A 20236-nucleotide genomic window follows, 5' to 3' on the forward strand; every position below is an offset into this window, starting at 1 on the left:
AATGTGGCGTGATTCTTTAACCTTAATGAAGCCTGGCATCATCATGGGCAACCTGATTGCCGCTATCGCAGGTTATCTGCTAGCGGCAAAAGGGCACATCCATCATGATTTGCTCGCCGTCGTCTTAGGATCGACGGCAGTGGTGGCGTCGGGCTGCTTATTTAACAATTACATCGATCGCGATATCGACCAAAAGATGCGTCGTACACGCCATCGCATTGACGCCATTACTCATGTTGGCCCCCAGAATGTCAATATTATTGGCTTTTTGATGGGCGTCTTGGGTTTTAGTGTCTTGGCGGTCTATACCAACTGGTATGCCGTGGCTTTTGCCGCGTTAGGCTTTGTGGTGTATGTATTTTTATATAGTCTCAAATTCAAGCGCCATTCAACTTACGGCACCTTAATTGGTTCATTATCTGGAGCCTGTCCTCCTATTATTGGTTATACCGCAGTGACCAATAGTTTTGATATGGGCGCCTTGATTTTGTTATTAACGTTTTGTTTTTGGCAAATTCCGCATTCTTATGCGATTGCAATTTATCGTTTTGACGATTACAAAGCGGCCAATATTCCTGTATTGCCTATCGAAGAAGGGGTGAGCAAGGCTCGCAAACATATGATTTGGTATATTGTGGCCTTTGCCTTGGCCAGCTTAATGCTGTCATTATTTGGTTATGTCGGTAGTATTTATACGTTGACCATGGGTTTGGTCAGTATCTACTGGTTGTACCTTGCCAAAGTCAGCTACAGCCCAGATAGCCAAGTACAATGGGCACGCCGCGTCTTTGTCTTTTCGATTGTCGCGATTATGGCATTTTCTGCCTTAATTTCCATTGATTTTGTGGCTTCTCCTGCAAGTCACGTTTTCTTTACCATATAACGCATGCAACGCCTGTTTGTAAGCCTATTGGCCTTATTTTGTTCTTCACAAGCTTTGGCTGACAGTGGCCTACCGGCAGTGCTCAAAGATTATGGTCATGAAGTGGCTTGTGCCGCTGAACTCGATTCAGTGGCGCAAGCGCTTATCGGCAAAAATACCAGCCGACTCTATATTGATGCCTCCTCTCCTCAATCATCTTATCCGGTGATTAATGGCGTCTTGGATTTTCAGGATCGCAATGCCTTACTGGCTTTGCACGCTTATCCATCTGCCGCTCAACAATGCCAGATTGCCATAGAAGAGAGTTTTGTATTAACGGATCCTTGTATTAGCATTCGCGAAGAAATTTTTTCAAAGTGGTCAGAGATTGGTCGCTTAAATGAGGCCACTTCGGTATACAAAAAAAACAAAAGCCCGTATTCTCAAATTGCCTATTTGACGACGGCCATGAAAAGCAGTCCTATGTGTTTAGTGCATATCCATAGGGATGTGGATAGTGCAGTCACTGCCAAAGATATCAAACTCAAATAGTGCTAGGTGCTGCCTAGCGTGGCCAATCAGATTTTCCTGCTTGGCTTTTTTGTTTTTTTACTGAATAGGCGACAGAGTAGAATCTTGATGGTATGCATATGAACATTTCACGTTTTTTTTCTCGTACATTACTTGCCCTGACCTTAAGTAGCACAGCGGTATTGGCCTGGTCGGCGCCAGCGCCAGCGGGTTCTGCCACGTCCAGTAGTGCTAAGCCAACCGCAGCGCCCCAGCAAAACGGTGATTACGGCTTTACATTAGAGGGCGTCGATGGCAAGGTCTCAGATCAGGACTTTAAAGGTAAATATATTCTCTTAAGTTTTGGGTATACCTCTTGCCCAGATATTTGTCCGACCACCTTGTATGAAATTGATCAAACACTGCGTCAACTAGAGCATCCAGAAAAACTGCAAGCGGTGTTTGTTAGCGTGGACCCGACCATTGACACGCCAGAGCGTGTGGCACAGTACGCACATGGCTTTAACAAAAACATTGTCGGGTTGACGGCCGACTACGACACACTCAAAAAGTTAATTCGTCGTTATGGGGCGAGTTTTGGATATCGTTTCGGCAATGATGAAGTTGTGCCTCCAAATCTGCCCAGTTCTCACAGTGTTTATCACAGCACCTTGATTTATTTACTTTCTCCGAAACGGGAGATTATTGATGCTTTTGATTATCAAGCAGGGCACGAAGAATTAACCAAAGACATCAACAAAATCCTGTCGGATTCATAATTATCTGATTTCGATGTAGTCCCACTAGAATTATCTAAATGCCACGATGAGCACACCAGCCTCTGCAGACAACAACACCTCTCCATCTACGCATAACCAATCTCGTACCTATTTTTTGGGTCTCGAAAAAGGTCAGTTTTATATCATCGTGGGCTTATTTGTCTTGGTGCTCACATTTTTTGTATCGGGCTTTTGGTATTATCTGGATTTAGTGCCCGACTATGTGTATTCACCGTCTCGTTATGCCTATGTGAGCGATAAACGGTCGGATCAGCTGGCCATTATTGATCTCAAAAAAAACCAACAGATTGCGCGCTACAATCTTGGTATCACACCGGACATCTTAACGATTGCGACCGATTTTCCCATGATGGCGTATGCAAATCGCCAAGAAAATCGTCTGGTTTTTTATAACCTAAAAAAACAAAGCAAACAATTTATACGGTTGCCCAGCGAACCGATAGATATGTTTTTTATCCCGAATCAGCAATCCTTACTACTTGTAATGCAGGATCAAATTGCCTTAGTCGATTACGATAGTGGTAATTTATATCAACTGCCCAATCCGCCTGGCATCAAACAGTTTGATAAAGCCCATTTGCCCGTCTTTTCTGCCTTGAGCAATAGCTTATGGTTGGCCAATCAAGCTACCCAGGAATTACTGCAATTAAAAGTCAATCAACAACACAATAGTGCATGGCAACGGTTGCCGTTACGCTTGGCAGATGCTGAGAAACCGGGGCCATTGGCTGTCAATGCTCAAGGCACGATTATGGCGTTTGCCAAAGAAAATGGCCAGCAGGCTTATATTTATGACTTAGCGCAGCAACAACTGCACCGTGTCAGCGATTTATCAGATCAGGCTAAACCGGTCGATCCTTATTTGGATGCCAATCAACAATTTGCTGTATTTGGGGATGATCAAGGCTTAGTGGTGGGCTTAAATCCGTTGACGCAAACCCTTATCAAACGTGTGCACTTACCCAGTCCCGTCAAAAAAATTCGTGGTGGTTGGTTGAATCAATATTGGATTGCGATTGCCGATGGCGGTTTAGCGATTATTCCCGCCAATCCTGATCAAGCGGAACAATGGTTTGCTAGCCAAGGACAGGTACAAGATGTATGGATTACCGGTGATGGTAAAACAGCCCTATTATCGGTGACGGGAGGGCACGAACTACTCATGCCTTTTGATATTAAAAATGGCCAGGCAAAAGCGCCGATTGTTTTGGATGGCATTCTCGAAGCAAATTTAGTTCGCATGGGTGGTAACAATAGCTTTTGCTATTAAATCTAAAATATTCTTTTTGTGGTCAATTACCACGAAAAGAGATTATTTAATATATAAAATGCGCTTAATATAAAATTTTTGATCATGAGTTAATAGCAAATACTATTATGCATGCAATGCGTTAACCCCTTATGACTCATCGAAGTCATTCATACATTCGCGTCAGCCGTGTGAGCAACCGTTTTGATACGCTCGTTGGCTCAAACAAAGAAAAAGCCTCAAACGCTGCAAAGGTTTGAGGCTTTTTTATGCACTATGTTTTAAGCACTATGTATACACGATCAATTAGAGCTGAGGGACTAATTGATCATCACACTTTCGTTGTGGACTGATGTCGCACTCAGTGCTCTCTTGGGTTTGACCCGTTAATAAGTAGCGAATGGTGTCTTTGACCGTTTTGGCTTGATTACCAAAAGGTAGGGGATCCTTACCTCTAAAGAAAAGCCCCTTGCGGACATCGCCATTGAGGGCGTCGGTCAGACGTTGGTCAATACAAAATTGACCAATCTTACTGATACCATCACGTAAACCGCAAACAGAGAGGCAATTAAGACTTTGTACGCAGCGGCGTGGATCGGCCTTGGCGACGCCTTGTAATTTGGCTTCGTTTTTGAGGTATTTTTGAAGATAAGGGGTGAGTACAGCGCGTGCAGGTAAACCAGCGACTGACATAAACTCAACAATGTCTTTTTCTTCGGCGTCACGCAGTGTTTTTTTGAAGTTTTCGTGAGCATCACCTTCTTGTGTCACAGCAAATGCCGTACCAATTTGCACAGCATTGGCACCCCAAGTTTTGAGGGCGGTGTGAATTTTTTTGTAGTTGGCCATGCCACCGGCGAGAATTAAGGGGATTTTTTCACTCTCTAAACCGAGTTTTTTGAAGACTTCAAAGCTTTCTTCAAGGACACGCTTAAAACTAAAACGATCGCTTGAGAGTTCATTCATATTGGGGGCCCCTAAGTGGCCACCAGCATGATTAGGGTGCTCAATAATAATGGCATCGGGTAAACGATTTTTTTTCATCCAACGCTTGAGCACTAAATTAATGCCTCGGGACTCTGACAAAATCGGCAATAGAGCCACATTCGGAAAATCTTTGGTGAGATCAGGCAACTCCATTGGCAAGCCTGCTCCCATGACAATGGCCTGTGCTCCAGATTCGCACGATTGTTTTACCAACATGGCATAGTCTTTGACGGCTTTCATAACATTGACCGCAATCATGCCTTTGCCTTGACTGTCTGCAAGCGCTTGTTTGATTTCACGATCAAGCGCGATGTGATTGAGACGATCGTAGTTTTCTTCGACAGGGTTGGCTTTGGATTCGGCCAGTAAGTCGGGATGTAAATGGCGCAAATCAATGCTGGCAATCGTGCCCATGGCGTTTTCGCGGGCTACAGCACTGGCCAGTTTGTGTGCAGAAATACCTACACCCATACCGCCTTGCACAATCGGTAATAGAGAACGGCCACGAATGGTTAAATAATCATACGGGTTTTCCATGAGGCAACTCGATAGTTAAATTAATATTTTTGCAATAAACTACTGCTACAGATAAATAAAAATTTTATGTGCGGGCTCTCATACTGTCAATGAAAACCCTCTTAATGTGTTGACTTTTAAGAATTTTTTTAAAGAAATTTGATTTTTTTCAGTTAAGTTTTATTTTTTGATGTTTTTTTGAAGCGTTTTCTGTGTTCTTTTCGTGTCAGCACTTTCAGTAGAAATGACGCCAAGTCTAATGTTCCCGATACCGTGACTCGAGGTAGGGCATACAGATTATCGCTAGGTAAGGCCAAACCGCGGCTTACAATCGTGCTATTGCTATAGCCCGCGGCTTGCGTCAAGGCACAGATATCCGCATTATATTGTCCATAGGGATAGCAAAAGGATTCAATGCGCTGACCAAACACTGCTTGGAGCAGGCTGCGCGCCTGTTCAATTTGGTACTTTGCTTCTTGCAGACTGAGTTGCGTCAAATCTGTATGATCGACGGTATGGGCACCGATCTCTTGTGCGGCGGCCTGCCACTCCTTAAGTTGGGCAATCGTCATGAGTTCGCTACGGGCAATACCCTTGCTGCTATCCCAAAAATTCCATCCCCCAAAATGGCCTGCCACCATATAAACAGTGCTACTAAATCCTAGGTCCCTGAGTACGGGTAGGGCATTTTCAAAAACATTTTGGTAGCCATCATCAAAGGTAATGCCAAAGACTTTGCCGCGTTTCTCGCCTTTGATATAGGGGAGTAGTTGCTGCATGCTTAGACCCTGGTAACCGAGGCGTTTGAGCCATTGCATCTGCCGACGAAATTTGCTGGGTGGCACCGATAAGCCACGGTAAGGGCCGCTTTGTGGCATAGGGGCAATCTGATGGTACATTAAGATGGGTATCATAATGATGTTAGGCCTTTTTGGATTGTGCTAGAAGGTGTTGGTAACTGCTGGTGGTCGATTGCACAAATTGTGACATCGTAAATTGGTTTTCGGCTTTACGTCGTGCGGCTTGGCCGACTTCCTCAAGCAAGCTTGGCTTATCGAGAATGGCTAGCAGTAGCTCGAGTACGGCTTGGCTATTTTTACGCTGGACGATCCAGCCTTCTTTGCCATGCTCCAAGTTTTCTGGTAAGCCACCGGCATCACTAATGATCGTGGGTAAGCCTAAGGCCATACACTCGCGACATGCAAAGGAGAGGGCTTCATCGTGTGAGAGTACAAAGCCAAGATCACAAGCGCCTAATAAGGGTCGCACGTCATCGACCAACCCGGGGAATACTATTTGCGCAGCAATCCCGGTCTGAGCTAAGAAATTTCTGACCTCAGTTTTGGGTGGTTTACCTGCGACCATGATTAAACAGCGTCGACGTTTGTCTTCGGGCAGTTGACTGACGGCGCTCACCATTTCACGCCAACCTTTTTCAAAATCGGTACCGCCAGAACTACCCAGAATAATCCAATCCTCCCTGGTTTGCTTAGAGAGTGATAGCTTAGGGTTTTGCTTGGCAGCCAAGCGAATAAGTTCGCCACGCCAGCGTTGCTTTTGACTCGGGCTGGGCGGGCTAAAATAATCAGTATCTATACCGTGATGAATCATGTCACAGGGGATCTGGGCATAGGGTGATTGACGCACAATTTGTCGCACAAATTCACTGACGGCGATGACGCGGTCGGTAACACTGGCCCGCAAGCGATTGCCAATTGAGTCGATAGCTTTGGTATTGTGCTTAGTCCAGATGATGTTTGGGCGCTGACGCCAGCCGGCGCAAGCTAACCAGACTAATTTATGATCGGCACTACCATTGACATGGATGATATCGAATCTCTCTTGTTTAAGATAGCGCTTGAGTGCACGAGCATGGGCAAGCGTTTTGAAAAAATTCTTGGGATAGTCCTCCGCGTGACGCTGTACAGAGGGTAAAGCCTGAGCAAACTTATACAAGCGACTGCTCGCGGGCGTGGCTACCACGCATTGATGCTGTTGATGTAAATGCTTTAGTAAGTTGATGATATACGTCGTATGACCACCGCCATTATTGGGGTGGAAATTAGTAAAAAGAATTTTCATGTGATGGGCTTTGTGGCAAAACGTGTGGGCAACTGCGTGTCACGTCAATTCTTGTGATAGGCTAGCGGCTCTATGAAGGGAGCATGCGTTGAGCCAACAGTCAGATTAAATGCTACACTGCAGAAGGTTATTTTTGCAGATTTATGCAGTTCTATGTCAAAGACAAGGAGTTTACATGACAAATCGTATCTCAGGAACCATTGCTTTTATTGGTGGGGGCAATATGGCGGGGGCTATTATTCAAGGCCTTGTAAATACCCAAAGTGCGCAAAAAGAGCAAATTACGATTGCTGTCAACTCTGAGCAATCCCAACAAGCATGGCAAGAACAAGGCTATGAACATGTCTATGTTCAGCCTGACAGCGAGTTGAGTTCGGCCGACATTTGGGTCTTGGCAGTCAAGCCGCAAGTTATGCATGATGTCGTGCAACAATACCGTGGGCAGCTGCGTGACAATACCCTGGTGATCAGTGTCGCTGCTGGGATTAATTGCGACAGCTTGGCGCAATGGTTGGGTTCGTCTCAAGTACCGTATCAGCGCCTAATTCGTGCCATGCCTAACACTCCATCATTAATTGGCCAAGGGGTTGTTGGCATCTACGGAGCGCAAGAGGTAGATGCTCAGGATATGGCACGTGCCCAAGCCTTATTTGCTCCTTGCGGTAAGGTTTTTCAGCTTGCACACGAAAATATGATTGACGCCATTACAGGTGTGTCTGGCAGTGGTCCGGCATATGTCTTTTTATTTATAGAAAGCTTAATAGAAGGCGCTCAGGCCTTAGGTTTTGATAAACAACAAGCCACAGAGATTGCGATGGCTACGGTGTCCGGTGCGACAGCTCTGGCGCAGCAATCTGACCAAGATGCAGCCCAATTACGCAAAAATGTCACCTCAAAAGGGGGGACGACAGCGGCAGCCTTGGCCGTGTTTGAAGAGCAAGGATTTAAACATATCGTCGCCCAAGCTATGCAAGCGGCCTCTAAACGTGGTAGCGAACTCGCCAAGGAATTAGCAAAACCACATTAAAGAGCCTCGACTACAGTGATTTTCAGTGTAAAATCACACTCGATTGAGTAAACACAACCCTCTGTTGTGGTGTGAATCACGAATCCATAACCTGCCCATATGATGGGCGGGTTTTATTTTTGCTATTGTCCTCTAGGGGGTTGTGCATGAAAGCATTGTTTGTCACCTTTCCAGCGCTTTATTTTTCGGCATTGTTAATGTCTATGGGTATTAGTACCTTTAATACCTATATGGCCCTGGCTTTGGGGGCCGAAAATGTCTCAAGTTCCATTATTGGTTTGCTGATTGCCTTGTATTATGGCGGCATGGTATTGGGGGCCAAGCTAGGCAATCTCTTGATTCAGCATGTCGGTCATATTCGTTGCTTTGCTGGCTCAGCGGCCATCACGACAATTGCTCTCATTGTGCATCTGCTGACCAGTCAGCTTGATATTTGGATGGTTTTACGCTTTGTGATTGGTCTCTCCATGATGTGTCAATACATGGTGGTGGAGAGTTGGCTCAATGAAGAAAGCGAAGCTAATCAACGCGGTATTATTTTTGCGCTCTATATGGTTGCAGTCAGTGTCGGGCAGATATTGGGCCAATTACTCTTGATTCTGGTGCCTGAAATTGGGCCGCGTCCAATGCTCTTGGTGACCCTGTTTTTTGTGGCCAGTCAGTTACCGATAGTTTTGACAAGACGCAGTAATCCGCCGCAATTATTAGCGGTGCCGATGGAGTTATCGTATTTTTTTAAGCGTATTCCCCAAAGTTTAGCAATGTGCTTGGGCGCTGGTATGATGGCTGGTGTTTTTTATGGGCTGGCACCGGTCTTTGGTCACCAGCTTAATCTGAGTACGAGCCAAATCAGTATTTTTATTGCTATGGCCATTGCCGCTGGTTTTGTGGCGCAATGGCCCATCGGTTGGCTCAGTGACCGTATGGATCGCTCCAAACTTATCAAAATCAACCTCTGTTTAATGGCGCTTTGTGCTATTCCCTTGTGGGGGCTATTTACACTTAACTACACCATTATCTTAATCACTAGCTTTTGTATCGGCGTCTTTTTATTTACTTTTTACCCGTTGGCTGTGGCTTATGCCAATGATGCGATTGAACCGCACAAACGCGTCACCTTAAGTGGTTTATTACTGGCAATTTTTGGGGTAGGGGCGGCTATCGGGCCGATCATCACAGGGCTCTTTATGCGTTACTCACCGTATGCAGTCTTTATCATGTATTCGGTGGTCTGTCTAAGCTTACTGATCTGGATGCGTTGGCAAAATCGCTATGAAGATCGTATGGTGGGAGATGGCCCAGTGCCATTTATGCCAATGGCTGAGCATCCTGTCGGGATGCAAATGGTGACTCCGTTGGTCGAGGATCATGAGATTCCAGACGAGGTGATTGTTGAGGTGGTTCCCGCCGCCCCTGTGGAGTCGTCGTAAACTTTAAAGGGCCGCTAATGACGTGGATTTGGCGGCCGGGGCTTGCACCTCAGGGCTGGCTGGACAATGCTGGACAAGAGCAGCATTGCTCCCGATGCGATCCCCGTTACGTGGCTAGGTTTGCTGTTAGGAGTGATGTACTAAGTCGATTAATGTGGCGGCAATCTTGTTAATGTCTTGACTATTAGAGGCTAAATAGCGTGCGCGGCCTTTTTGATCAAAAATATAAATGCCTTGAGCGTGATTGACTTCGTAAGGTTCACCCTCTTGCTGAGGTTTACTGATTTGATACGAGACGCGATAACGTCGGGCAATATCAGCAATTTCGTCTTCGCTACCGGTGACCCCAAGCGCGTCTTTATCAAAGGCTTTGACATAGCGATTGAGCAGTTCTGGGGTATCTCGCGTCGGATCCACGCTAATAAACAAAATCTGTACGTTAGATTTCACGTCATCGGGTAGTTCTTGCTTCATGCCCGCTAATTCAATTAAGGTCGTAGGGCAGATATCTGGACAATGGCTATAACCAAAAAATACCAACACCGTTTTGCCCCGGAGTGCTTGCGCGGTGATGGTTTGATGGTCTGGGCCTTGGAGTGCAAAGCGGAGATCTGGTAAGTGACCACGAATCGGATAAATAGTGGTCACTTGTGAGGTAGCCGTCTCACTCGTTTGGGCCCAGGTCGGCGTACTCAGACTACACAAGAGCGCCGCAGCGCCTATGGTGAGCAGTGACTTGATGTTGTGACGTAAACGAAAGTGAGCAAACATACTGAAATCCACAATCCTATCAGCTTAGTTGGCTTGCATACCATTATGTCGTAATAAGGCGTCTACCTCTGGATCACGACCTCTGAAATCCCTGAAAAACTCAGCAGCGGGTTTAGACCCTCCGACAGCCAAGATTGTGTCTCTAAAGTGGCGGCCACTGCGAGGATTGACGGTGCCATGTTGGGCATCTGCATTTTCTTCAAAGTAGCTATAGGCATCAGCCGAGAGGACTTCGGCCCATTTATAACTGTAGTAACCCGCGGCATAGCCACCTGCAAAAATATGCGAGAAATTATGAGGGAAACGATTCCATTCGGGTGGCATAATGACGGCCACTTCTTGACGCACTTGCTTAAGGGTCTCGAGCACGTCTTTAATCTTCAAGCGTTTATCCGTGCTGTGCAATAACATATCAAACAAGCCAAATTCAATTTGGCGCACCGTTTGCATGCCACTTTGGAAGTTTTTGGCTTGCAGTAATTTTTCAAACAAAGCCTTCGGCATCGTCTCATGGGTTTGCCAATGGGCGGTTAAGTCCTGCATCACCGGCCATTCCCAGCAAAAGTTCTCCATAAATTGCGAAGGCAACTCAATGGCATCCCATTCTACGGCACTAAAAGGACCTGCCGCGGGGTCATCGACCCGAGACAGTAAACCATGCAAGGCGTGACCAGTTTCGTGGAATAGGGTAATGACATCATCATGCCGCAAGAGCGCGGGTTGCTCACCATTGCCCGCTGAAAAATTGCAAGTAAGATACACGACCGGTACGAGTAAATTATCCTGATAACGATGTCGTGTGCGCTCCGGTGCCACCCAAGCACCGCTTTGTTTACCGGTTCGCGCAAATAAATCTAGATATAAATAGCCAATGACTTGCTGCGCTTCATGCACTTCAAAGACCTGCACGGCAGCATCCCAAGTCACAATATCAGGGCTCGCCTTGAAAGTTACCCCATAGAGTTTCTCGATGAGCTTAAAGAGCCCTGATAAGACCTTGTCTAACGGTAAATATTGGCGTACTTCTTCATCTGAATAGGCAAAAAGTTGCTGACGGTATTTTTCAGAGACATAGGCATAGTCCCAAGGCTGCAGCGCTGGCATCTCTAGGGTTTGCTTGGCAAAAGCGCTTAGGTCTGCCACGTCTTTTTGGGCAAAAGGCTTGGCTTTTTGGGCCATATCACGCAAAAAATGAATAATTTGTTGCGGTGTATCTGCCATTTTGCTGGATAAACTCATTTGTGCATAATCTTCAAAGCCCAATAATTTGGCTTCACGTTGGCGTAAGTCCAGAATTTGCTCGATGACTTGGGAGTTATCATAGCGACTATCGCCTTGGTCGGAAGCCAAGGTGCTGTAAGCCCGATGTAAACACTGACGTAATTGACGACTATCAGCGTATTGCATCACTGGTAAGAAAGATGGCATTTTTAGGGTGAAGGTCCAACCTTCTTGCCCTTGGCTCTGCGCTAAGGCTTTGGCGGCTTGTTTGGCATCTTCAGGAAGACCAGAAAGTTCGGCTTCGTCAGTGACGTTATGATGCCATTGATCCACGGCATCGAGCGCATTTAGAGAAAATTGCTGCGATAAATTCGCCAATTGTTCATTGATTTTTGCGTAATCTTCCTTGGCCTGACCCTCGAGCTCCACACCACTTAATTTAAAGTTTTTGATGGCCTCATTAATAATGCGTTGGCGGGTCGCACTCAGTTTCTTAAAATCCGCACTTGATTGGATTTTGAGGTATTGCTTAAAGAGGTCACGATTAAGGCCAAGCCACGTTGAATAAGCAGAAACCTGGGGCAGCACCTTACCATAAGCCTCGCGAATCTGCGCCGTATTGACGACTGAATTTAGATGATTCACCACACTCCATGCACGCCATAAGTGAGCACTCTGATAATCACCGGGCTCGATGAAGTTTTGCCAATTAGGTTCCTCAATGGCACATAATTCTTGTACCAAAGCCTTGTCTTTTGAGAGCAAATAGTCCATTGCTGGCTCAATATGCTCTGGCTTGATTTTGGCATAATCAATTAAGTTTTCGAGTGGCGTTAATAAAGGGTTGTTTTCTAAATTCATATAAGGGTTAAGTCAATCTCTGGGTTTAAAATTTTAATAAAAGCGATGTATCAGCCTCTGGGCTTTGTAAAATGCTGGCATTAATGGTGTTGACCACTAACATCGCAATCGTCATTGGGCCCACGCCACCCGGTACGGGGGTAATGGCTTTGGCCACTTGACGCGCGCTCTCAAATTCCACATCGCCTTTGAGCTTACCGTCTGCCATGCGATTAATACCGACATCAATCACGACCGCACCCGCTTTGATCATATCGCCTTTAATCATTTCGGGTTTACCTACGGCTACCACCAACACATCGGCGCGTTGTGTATGCGCCTTGAGGTTGCGGGTCTTGGAGTTGCAGATGGTGACTGTCGCACCCGCTTTTTGGAGTAAGAGTGCGATGGGTTTGCCGACAATATTACTAGCACCCACCACCACGGCTTCGGCACCGCGTAAATTCACACCTTGATCCTGCAACATATACATAATGCCCAGTGGTGTGCAAGGCACCACGCGCGGTTGGCCATTCATTAAGGCACCGGCATTTTGTTCATGAAAACCGTCAACATCTTTGCGGGGGTCAATGGCTTGGATAACCTTGTCAGCCTCGATCTGTGAAGGTAAGGGTAATTGTACTAATATGCCCTTGACCTTGGGATCTTCGTTCAGCGCTTGAATTTTTTGTAAAAGCTCAGCTTCGGTAATGTCTTTAGGCAAGCGCACTATCTCTGAGGCCAGTCCTAAGTCCTTAAATTTTTTGTCTTTGTTTTTTACATAGACTTGTGAGGCGGCATCGTCACCGACCAACACGACAGAGAGCGAAGGCGCAATCCCATGGGCTTGGAGTTCGCTGACTTTAGTCTTCAGTTGTTCAGTAATACGGGCAGATAACTCTTTGCCGTCAATAAGCGTTGCATTCATTCTAACTCCTTAATACCACTTTCATGAGGTCGGCCACGGTGCTGACTTCGAGTTTTTCCATGATATTGGCTCGGTGCGCTTCGACAGTTTTGATACTGATATTAAAGTCATCGGCAATTTGCTTATTTAAGCGACCGGCCACAATTCGTTCGAGCACCTGTGACTCGCGCGATGTTAAACGCGATAGTAGTGATTCGTTGAATTTTTTGGTCTTGGCTTGATCCATGCGATTATAGGCCTCGTCCAACAAGCGTTCGATCACGCCGGTGATCTCTTCGACATCAAACGGTTTCTCGATGAAGTCAACCGCGCCTTTTTTCATGGTATTGACCGCCATTGGGACGTCGCCATGACCGGTAATAAAGATAATCGGGATAGTGGCTTCACGTTGGATCAGCTCTTCTTGCAATTGTAAACCAGACATACCAGGCATACGTACATCACATACTAATACGCCAACTTGGTCGGGATTGTATTGCTGCAAAAAATCTTCGCCATTGGCAAAGTCGCGCACATTGTAATTTTGGGTCTCAAGAAGAAGACGTAAAGAATCGCGCACAGCATCGTCGTCATCAACGACAAAAATCACACTATTGCTATGATCAATCATGGTTTAGGTTCCTTTCGGTATGTGGATGAGTTGATGGGGCCGCTAGCTCTGCAACACAGGGCAAACGAAAATGAAAAATACAGCCACCTTCGGGGTTGTGTTCGGCCCATAAACGACCGTTATGGGACTCGATAATCGTTCGACAAATATTCAGACCCATGCCAAGGCCTTCACGTTTAGTACTGAAAAACGGAGCAAATAATTGGTCGGGATCTTTAATGCCATGACCGTAATCGGTCACGCTCACATCGATCTCTTTGCCAATTTGCATGGCATTGAGCTGGAGCGATGATCCTTGATCGCAATCGCTCATTGCCTCTAGGCCGTTTTTAATTAAATTAAATAAGACTTGCTCAATCAAAATCGGATCGGCATAAATCTCAGGAAGCGTGAACGGAATATTATCAATAATTTTGATATTGTGTTTGCGACTCTCGATCATGGCCAAATCCATGGTGTTATCGATAATGTCCCGGATCTGAATCGCTTGTCGGCGAGGTTCACTACGTTTCACAAACTCACGGATACGACTAATAATGCGACCCGCTCTTTCGGCTTGTTGAATAGATTTTTCTAGGACTTTGAGTAGGGCTTCTTGCTCCGTTCGATTCGATTTAAGTAGGTTAGAAATGGCACGATTGTAATTCACAATGGCCGCTAGTGGCTGATTGAGTTCGTGCGCTAATGAAGACGCCATCTCACCCATGGTAGTGAGGCGACTATTAAGTTCGATTTTTTCTTGTTGGGTATTGAGCTCTTCTTGGTATTGGTGGCGTTGCGTAATATCACGTGCAACTTGCATACGCACCTTGCGGCCATCGGTCCAGGTTAAGGTACGGTGATGGATTTCGAACCAAGCTTGACTGGACTCATTAAAGTACTCATTGGTATTGTCATCAAGACGCGTATTATAGGTCTTAAGCAGTTCTTTGTGACCACGAGCATCCGAACCAAAAAGACGCCGATAGGTGCGATTAGCAAATAAGAGCTCTAAGCCATTGGGCGAATCGGCTGTCACAGAAATCGCATCATCGAGACTCTCTAACACCGTCATGAAGCGCTCGTGCGTTGCCGTAAGGGCTTCGCGGATGCGTTTGGGTTCAGTGATGTCGGTCATTGAGGTCATCCAACCGAATTGTTGGCCATTGGTGTCCCTGAGAGGTGACACATACATGCGTGCCGTAAACGATGAACCATCGCGACGCATGGTTTCTAGCTCTAGACCTGTATTGGGCGTTTTGCCGCTCAATAAAATATGCATAACGCCTTGGTGATAGTCCAGATGATCTTTGCGCCAATAGGGGTAGGGTGGGCTACTGCCTAATAAATCACTTTCATTCCAGCCAATTAAACGACAGAAAGCCGGATTGACATAAATAATTTTGCCCTTCATATCGAGTACTCGCATGCCCGTAGACATGGAATTCTCCATAGCACGTCTGAACGTGGTTTCGTTGTAAAGTGCGTTTTCGGTTTGGGCGCGAACCCGACTGAAATGCCAGATTAAGAGCAAACAGATAATAATCGTGGCCGAGAGAGCGAGCACAAAAATCAAGAGTAATTTCTGGCGGCTCGACTCAATATCGCTGACAAAATAAATATTTTCTTGGAGGTTTTTTTGGATAACAAAAAAAGCCAAGATGACCAATAAATACATGACCAGTACAACGCAGGGAATAATCCAAAAGAAACTACGTTTGCGAGTCAGGTCACGACTTATGATAGAAGTAGGTTCAAGCGAAGCGTGATCGTATAAAGTGGTCATAAGTGATTATAAAAGTCTAGCCACTGCATTAAATGATGATGCAGTTGGTGATGCTGTCGCACAAAAGCCTTTATGGAGTACTGGCAAGGGAACTGACGCTAGGACTAAATAAACCAACGTTTATGTAAGACTAAGCTTTTGCATTATTTAAAATTTAAGGCGTACCATACGTCAACTAATGGCATTGCTTAAGCTTTACACTGTCAGCACAAAAAGCTTGCTTAAGAGCAGTTAAAGAGAGGCACTTAAAGTTTCTATAAATCACCTATAAATGCCCTATAAATACCTTATTCATGTCCCTAAATAATCTCTAAAGGCTTGAGTTAATCTGATCATTATATAGCTTTAGGTAGCCTTGAATACTAGTAATACCGCAAATCTCGTAGATAAAAATAAGTTTAATTCAGCTTCTTTTATTAAACGTTAGTAGTTGTACTAGTGTTTAGATTACAATAGCAGACAATAATCTTGTTCGACGTGATTCTAGTATCGTAAGAGTCAGTCCAGTATAGGAGTATATGCATGTCTAATGAAAACAACCAAAATCCTAATCATCAAGACATCCAAGATGTTGATGTACAGGAAACCAAAGAGTGGCTCGAGAGTCTTGAGGCGGTATTAGACCGCGAAGGACCCGAAAGAGCCCATTTTCTTATAGAAAAACTTACCGATTTGGCACGCCGTTCTGGTTCCAATATTCCATATTCTCCTTACACTGCGTATGTCAATACGATTCCTGCCGGTCTCGAACCTCCTAATCCTGGTAATCTAGAAATTGAGGCACGAATTCGTCACTTTATTCGCTGGAACGCGATGGCGATGGTCGTCAAAGCCAATTTAGAGCCCGGCAAAGACGGCAGTAAATTGGACGGTCACTTGGCGTCTTTTGCGTCATTGGCCACGATGATTGAATGTGGCCAAAATCACTTTTGGCATGCTGAAAGCAAGGAGAGAGGCGGCGATTTAGTCTATCTCCAAGGCCATTCCGCACCAGGTTACTATAGTCGCGCTTTTCTAGAAGGCCGTTTAACCGAAGAACAATTGGATAATTTCCGCCAAGAGGTTGACGGTAACGGTTTATCGTCTTATCCGCACCCTAAACTCATGCCAGATTTCTGGCAATTCCCAACCGTCTCTATGGGCTTAGGTCCAATGATGGCGATTTACCAAGCGCGTTTCCTCAAATATTTACAGGCGCGTGGTATTGCCGATACCTCAAATCGCAAGGTCTGGTGCTTCTGCGGTGACGGTGAAATGGACGAGCCAGAATCTCTAGGGGCAATCGGTTTGGCTGCCCGCGAAAAACTCGACAATCTCATCTTTGTCATTAACTGTAACTTACAGCGTTTAGACGGTCCGGTTCGTGGTAATGGCAAAGTCATCCAAGAACTAGAGGGTGAGTTCCGCGGTGCTGGTTGGAATGTGATTAAGTTGATTTGGGGTGGTTATTGGGATCCACTTTTAGCGCGCGACAAAAATGGCACACTCGTCAAAGTCATGAACGAAACGGTTGATGGCGAATATCAAGCCTATAAAGCCAATGACGGTGCCTTTGTCCGTAAACACTTCTTTGGTAAAGACCCAAGCTTGTTAGATATGGTCAGTCGTATGTCTGACGAAGAAATTTGGCGTCTAAACCGTGGTGGTCATGACCCTAACAAAGTCTATGCCGCCTTTGATGCTGCCACGAAAACTAAGAGCCAACCGACAGTCATTCTTGCCAAAACCATCAAAGGTTATGGCTTGGGTATGGTGGCACAAGGTCAAAATACCGCTCACCAAACTAAAAAACTCGGGGTCGATGATGTCCGCGCATTCCGCGATCGCTACAATATCCCTGTGAGTGATGAGGAACTACAAGACATCCCGTATTTCCGTCCAGCGCCAGAGTCCGCAGAGATGAAATACATGCATGAACATCGTGACAAATTGGGTGGTTACTTACCGTCTCGTCGCGTGCATGCCGACGAAAAACTCAAAGTCCCTGATTTGGACTACTTTGATGCTGTTCTTGAACCTACCAGTGGTGACAAAGAAATCTCTACCACCCAAGCTTTTGTACGTTTCTTGAACTTCTTATTAAGAGACAAAAATCTCAAAGACCGTGTTGTACCTATTCTTTCTGATGAATCCCGCACCTTTGGTATGGAGGGTTTATTCCGTCAGATCGGTATTTACGCCCCAGAAGGCCAAAAATACATCCCTGTCGACAAAAAACAAGTGATGTTCTACAAAGAATCTGAAAACGGCCAACTTTTACAAGAAGGGATTACCGAAGCAGGGGCCTTCTGCTCATGGATTGCCGCGGCCACTTCTTATTCAAGCAATAACCGCATCATGATCCCGTTCTTTATTTACTATTCTATGTTTGGTTTCCAACGTTTTGGTGACCTGGCATGGGCAGCGGGTGATATGCAAGCGCGTGGCTTTATTTTGGGTGGTACGGCCGGTCGTACGACACTCAACGGCGAGGGCTTACAGCACGAAGATGGTCATAGCCATATTCAATCGTCTTTGATTCCTAATTGCGTGTCTTATGATCCAAGCTTTGGTCACGAAGTGGCTGTCATCATGCAACATGGTCTCAAACGCATGGTCGAAGACCAAGAGGACGTTTTCTTCTACATCACGCTGATGAATGAAAGCTACCCACAACCAGGTCTAGCCAAAAAAGAAGACGTGGATGGCATTATCAAAGGGATTTACCGCTTGCAAGAGAGCAAAAAAGGTAAAGCGCAAGTACAGTTGCTTGGTTGCGGCACGATTTTGCGAGAATCTATTGCCGCTCAAGAGCTACTTGAAAAAGATTGGGGAATTGCGGCGGATGTTTGGAGTGTCCCGAGCTTTACTGAGTTACGCCGCGAAGCCGATGATTGCAAACGCTACAATACCTTACATCCTAGCAGTCAAGGCAAAGTTCCTTATATCACTAAGGTGCTTAGCGACTCTCAAGGTCCTATCGTGGCGTCTACTGACTACGTTAAATTATTTGCCGATCAAATTCGCGAATATATTCCACAAGGTCGTAGCTACACGGTTCTGGGTACAGATGGTTACGGTCGTTCTGACTTCCGCTTTAAATTGCGTGAACACTTTGAAGTCGATCGTCACTACATCGTGCTTAACGCCCTCAAAGCGTTAGCCGATGAAGGCCAAATCGATGTTAAAAAAGTTGAAGAAGCCATCAAAAAATACAACATCAAGGTCGACAAAATCGCTCCTCGTTTAGCTTAAGCAAAAGGAATTACGTAATGAGTCAAATAGAAGTAAAAGTACCTGATATTGGTGATTTTGATGAAGTCGATGTCATTGAGGTTCTCGTCAAACCAGGTGATGTGGTCGAGCAAGAGCAAAGTCTGATCACTGTGGAGTCAGACAAGGCCTCTATGGAAATTCCTTCAGAGAGCGCGGGCAAAATCATTGACCTTAAAGTCAAGGTGGGTGATAAAGTCAAACAAGGTTCCGTCATCATGACTGTGGAACCTACTGAAGGGGGCGATGCCCAAGCAGACGCGCAGGCCAAAGACGCGCAAGAGAGCAAAGTCGAGTCTTCACGTGAGCCTGCCAAAGAGGCCGATGAGGCCAAGGCAGCGCCAGCGCCTAAGGAGCCAGCTGAGCCAGCGGCTAGCGAATCTGCCGCCAAATCTCAAGCTCCGAGTGGTGCTCCGAAACGCGCAGAATCGCCTACCGCTTCGTATGCCCTTGATGCTAAAGATTTCCGAAACTTACCGCATGCGTCACCGTCTGTTCGTAAATATGCACGAGAGTTGGGGGTTGATCTGACCCAGGTGGAAGGTAAGGGTAAAAAAGGCCGGATTCTGCTTGAAGACGTACAACAATTTGTCAAAACTGCCTTGTCTGTGTCCACGACGGCACGTGGTAGTAAGTCCATGGGCGGTGCTGGTCTTGAAGTCTTGGATTGGCCAACAATTGATTTCAATAAATTTGGACCTACAGAGACTAAACCTCTGACCCGCATCCAAAAAATCTCAGGCGCCAACTTGCATCGCAATTGGGTCATGATTCCTCATGTCACCAACAATGACGAAGCCGATATTACGGAATTAGAGCAATTCCGTAAGCAACTCAACAAAGAGTACGAAAAAGTGGGTGTTAAATTCACGATGTTGGCGTTCTTGATCAAGATTGTGACCTTAGCCCTCAAAGAGTATCCGCAATTTAATACCTCACTGGTCGACGAAAGTTTAGTCTACAAGCAATACTACAATATTGGTTTTGCCGCCGACACGCCGCAAGGCTTGGTAGTGCCGGTGATCAAAGACACTGATAAGAAATCTGTCTCTGAAATCGCCAAAGAAACCTCAGAACTTGCCAAATTAGCGCGTGACGGTAAGTTATCACCAAGCCAAATGCAAGGCGGTTGCTTCTCTATTTCGTCATTGGGTGGTATTGGTGGTACGCACTTTACGCCGATCATTAATGCGCCAGAAGTGGCTATTTTAGGGGTCTCAAGACAGTACATGAAACCGGTGTGGAATGGAGAAAAATTCGAACCACGCTTAATGCTGCCGCTATCGCTAAGCTATGATCACCGCGTGATTGATGGTGCCGTGGCAGCCAGATTTAATGTCTACCTCAGCAAACTCTTGGCCGATTTCCGTCGTGCCTTAATTTAAG

16 protein-coding genes are annotated in these 20236 nt (G+C 45.8%); 8 read left to right on the forward strand and 8 right to left on the reverse strand.

Features of this window, described 5'->3' with window-relative positions:
* Window position 1 precedes the first annotated feature (1 nt).
* The 4 genes from cyoE to Q335_RS0107240 all read left to right on the forward strand — a co-directional run bounded on the left by cyoE (window position 2) and on the right by Q335_RS0107240 (window position 3442).
* Entirely contained in the window at window positions 2-883 is an 882-nt protein-coding gene (gene cyoE, locus Q335_RS0107225; RefSeq protein WP_028358042.1) for a heme o synthase, read from the forward strand.
* A gap of 3 nt (window positions 884-886) precedes the next feature.
* Entirely contained in the window at window positions 887-1414 is a 528-nt protein-coding gene (locus Q335_RS0107230) for a hypothetical protein (RefSeq protein ID WP_028358043.1), read from the forward strand.
* 98 nt (window positions 1415-1512) lie between these two features.
* On the forward strand, window positions 1513-2151 hold the full coding sequence (locus Q335_RS0107235) for an SCO family protein (RefSeq protein WP_051532383.1): 639 nt from the start codon (window positions 1513-1515) through the stop codon (window positions 2149-2151).
* Window positions 2152-2197: 46 nt separating this feature from the next.
* Entirely contained in the window at window positions 2198-3442 is a 1245-nt protein-coding gene (locus Q335_RS0107240) for a YncE family protein (protein ID WP_028358045.1), read from the forward strand.
* A gap of 285 nt (window positions 3443-3727) precedes the next feature.
* On the opposite strand, the gene Q335_RS09690 is transcribed toward Q335_RS0107240, so the two are convergent.
* The 3 genes from Q335_RS09690 to Q335_RS0107255 form a co-directional block, all read right to left on the reverse strand.
* On the reverse strand, window positions 3728-4945 hold the full coding sequence (locus tag Q335_RS09690) for an NAD(P)H-dependent flavin oxidoreductase (protein ID WP_051532384.1): 1218 nt from the start codon (window positions 4943-4945) through the stop codon (window positions 3728-3730).
* A gap of 152 nt (window positions 4946-5097) precedes the next feature.
* Window positions 5098-5841 carry a polysaccharide deacetylase family protein gene (locus tag Q335_RS0107250; RefSeq protein ID WP_028358046.1) on the reverse strand — a complete coding sequence of 248 codons (744 nt, stop codon included), beginning with the start codon at window positions 5839-5841 and terminating at the stop codon, window positions 5098-5100.
* Between the two features lie 4 nt (window positions 5842-5845).
* Window positions 5846-7006, reverse strand: coding sequence for a glycosyltransferase (locus tag Q335_RS0107255; RefSeq protein ID WP_028358047.1), 1161 nt, complete (start codon window positions 7004-7006; stop codon window positions 5846-5848).
* A gap of 175 nt (window positions 7007-7181) precedes the next feature.
* Here Q335_RS0107255 and proC point away from each other — a divergent pair, with 175 nt between their 5' ends.
* A complete protein-coding gene (gene proC, locus Q335_RS0107260; protein WP_028358048.1) occupies window positions 7182-8033 on the forward strand; it encodes a pyrroline-5-carboxylate reductase in 852 nt (283 codons plus the stop codon).
* A gap of 146 nt (window positions 8034-8179) precedes the next feature.
* Complete coding sequence (locus Q335_RS0107265; RefSeq protein ID WP_028358049.1) at window positions 8180-9463, forward strand: MFS transporter; 1284 nt, start codon at window positions 8180-8182, stop codon at window positions 9461-9463.
* A gap of 126 nt (window positions 9464-9589) precedes the next feature.
* On the opposite strand, the gene Q335_RS09695 is transcribed toward Q335_RS0107265, so the two are convergent.
* Genes Q335_RS09695 through Q335_RS09700 form a run of 5 tightly spaced genes read right to left on the reverse strand, consistent with a single transcriptional unit; the run spans window position 9590 to window position 15598 of the window.
* Window positions 9590-10234, reverse strand: coding sequence for an SCO family protein (locus Q335_RS09695; RefSeq protein WP_051532385.1), 645 nt, complete (start codon window positions 10232-10234; stop codon window positions 9590-9592).
* Between the two features lie 24 nt (window positions 10235-10258).
* Entirely contained in the window at window positions 10259-12316 is a 2058-nt protein-coding gene (locus Q335_RS0107275) for a M3 family metallopeptidase (protein ID WP_028358050.1), read from the reverse strand.
* Between the two features lie 25 nt (window positions 12317-12341).
* On the reverse strand, window positions 12342-13223 hold the full coding sequence (gene folD / locus Q335_RS0107280; RefSeq protein ID WP_028358051.1) for a bifunctional methylenetetrahydrofolate dehydrogenase/methenyltetrahydrofolate cyclohydrolase FolD: 882 nt from the start codon (window positions 13221-13223) through the stop codon (window positions 12342-12344).
* A 1-nt stretch (window position 13224) separates the two neighbouring features.
* Window positions 13225-13833: a response regulator transcription factor gene (locus tag Q335_RS0107285; protein WP_028358052.1), complete on the reverse strand. Its 609-nt coding sequence runs from the start codon at window positions 13831-13833 to the stop codon at window positions 13225-13227.
* Window positions 13826-15598, reverse strand: coding sequence for a PAS domain-containing sensor histidine kinase (locus Q335_RS09700; protein WP_051532386.1), 1773 nt, complete (start codon window positions 15596-15598; stop codon window positions 13826-13828). The genes Q335_RS0107285 and Q335_RS09700 overlap by 8 nt, the downstream gene beginning before the upstream one ends.
* Window positions 15599-16120: 522 nt before the next feature.
* Between Q335_RS09700 and aceE the strand changes: the two genes are divergently transcribed.
* Window positions 16121-18832, forward strand: a complete 2712-nt coding sequence (aceE, locus tag Q335_RS0107295) for a pyruvate dehydrogenase (acetyl-transferring), homodimeric type (protein WP_051532387.1) — start codon at window positions 16121-16123, stop codon at window positions 18830-18832.
* 17 nt (window positions 18833-18849) lie between these two features.
* Window positions 18850-20235, forward strand: coding sequence for a dihydrolipoyllysine-residue acetyltransferase (locus tag Q335_RS09705; RefSeq protein WP_051532388.1), 1386 nt, complete (start codon window positions 18850-18852; stop codon window positions 20233-20235).
* Window position 20236 lies beyond the last annotated feature (1 nt).

Source organism: Brackiella oedipodis DSM 13743, assembly GCF_000621025.1.
Lineage (GTDB): Bacteria > Pseudomonadota > Gammaproteobacteria > Burkholderiales > Burkholderiaceae_B > Oligella > Oligella oedipodis.